Source organism: Flavobacteriales bacterium, from assembly GCA_013214975.1.
Lineage (GTDB): Bacteria > Bacteroidota > Bacteroidia > DT-38 > DT-38 > DT-38.
Window position 1 is genome coordinate 1 of sequence record JABSPR010000333.1, and the last position, 1,691, is coordinate 1,691.

Here is a 1,691-nt window from a genome sequence, read left to right on the forward strand (position 1 = left end):
CAATTGAAGCTGGATTATATTTCACTACAGCCTTTACCACTTTCTTAACACCAGAACCGATCTTTTTCACAAAGTTCCTCAGAGGTCTTTTTCGAGTTGTGCTTTTATTCTTTCTATTAAAGATTCCTTGAAGGGAGTCGTTCTCTTCTATTATCTCTGACAGATCGGGCTCACCAAAATCAACTCTAGCCAAATAGATTGGTTCATCATCAAATCCACCTAAAGATTCGAAGTCGGTATCTAGCTTGGTTAAGCTTAAAAGTATTGCCTTGAAAAAATTAGAATAAGAACTATTAGAATTAATAACATCCCTAATGGTATCCATCCGCTGCTCTTCATCATCCCAATCTTCTAGAATCGAATTAATACTTTCGATTTCTTCATTCACATTTAAGGTCTCACTTAGAACACTTGGAGATTTCATCTCATCTTCTAAAGAGTTCTTCGCCTTTACAATTTCAGCCAGAATGCCATTTTCGAGCAGATTGGCTACATCTTCTGCTCCGCTTAATACTATTTCGGCTTCTTCTTCGGTTTCTACTTCGCCAATTCCAGAGAGAAACAAACCATCAAGAATTACATCGTCGTCTTCCATCCCATCAAGGGTAAAAGGCTCGTTCAGTTCTTCAATTAGTTCACTTCTTTCGTCATCGGCAAAACCTGATAATTCTTCTATTTTCATATTTATAGTTTTTAAATCAATGATTGGTTTTGCTTCAAAATTGAAGTGTGGTATTTCTGGCACGAGGTCAATTACGTACTCATTTCCTTTGGCATCGAAAGCAACTGGGTAGATGTGTTCGAATACTCCTTTTTCTTTATATGCCGTAACACGGTATTCGTGCTCGATGCCAAGATTCAACAGAAAGGCAGAAACTAAAATGGTATAATCATCACAGTCAATACCATACTGTTGATTTCCCTTTCCTGCCTTTCCATCGAATAGGCTTCTAGCTGGAGTTCTTAGTTCTTCTACTCCTGTTTTGTCCAGCTTGTAATTAGTGTGTTCTCTTAAATAATTCCAGATATTCTTGCTTGTCTCTTTCACCGATTCACCATCAAGTTCTGCGGCCAAATCTTTTACTTGACCAAAATCTCTTCGGGCAATTCTTTGCATATTCGAGAGTGTATCATCGAGGTTTCCATTCTCTTTGATTACTCTTCTAAATCCTTTGTAGCCTGATATGTCGGATGTACGATCTAGCATTTCTTATCCGATTTAGCATTCAGTTCAATTATCTTAGAATTGATTTCTGCGGTTTTCCCATACAGGTTTTTAACATCTGTTTTTAAGTCTTTGATATCTGATTCAATTCCTTTTTCGATCTGAACTTGAATCTCTACAATGAGAGATTTAAGATGCTGCGTGTAGTTGATTAGCTCCTTTAACAGAGTCTTGATTTCTCGGTGCACATACTTTGCCCAGTATCCTATGATTCCTAGAATTGCACTGAACAGTACAGACACAATTATTAAATAATATTTCTCCATCATACTTTTAGTTTTTCGTTTATATCTATTGTTATTCCCTCGCTCACAATGAACCCAGAGAGTACCACCTCGAAACCATACTTCCCTGTTGTCATGTAATTGAATCCTACAGAGGCCATTCCTCCTTCCGCGATAATCATCTCTTGTAGAGTCTTCGCAGGTATTGAATATGTTAAAGTGAAAGAAGTTTGATCGTTTGG

The 1,691-nt window shown here is 37.3% G+C and carries 3 protein-coding genes; all 3 read right to left on the reverse strand.

Annotated features, from left to right (window positions below; genetic code table 11):
• Positions 1 to 1,207 (reverse strand): hypothetical protein (locus HRT72_10680; protein ID NQY68168.1); only part of this gene is annotated, 1,207 nt, incomplete at its 3' end.
• Positions 1,201 to 1,494, reverse strand: coding sequence for a hypothetical protein (locus HRT72_10685; GenBank protein ID NQY68169.1), 294 nt, complete (start codon positions 1,492 to 1,494; stop codon positions 1,201 to 1,203). The genes HRT72_10685 and HRT72_10680, both read right to left, overlap by 7 nt.
• The coding region (locus HRT72_10690) for a hypothetical protein (GenBank protein ID NQY68170.1) at positions 1,491 to 1,691 on the reverse strand (201 nt) is incomplete at its 5' end. The genes HRT72_10685 and HRT72_10690, both read right to left, overlap by 4 nt.

Bases quoted from the DNA above. Each gene is read 5' to 3' on its own strand.
- HRT72_10685 (NQY68169.1), bottom strand. From the start codon at position 1,494: ATGATGGAGAAATATTATTTAATAATTGTGTCTGTACTGTTCAGTGCA.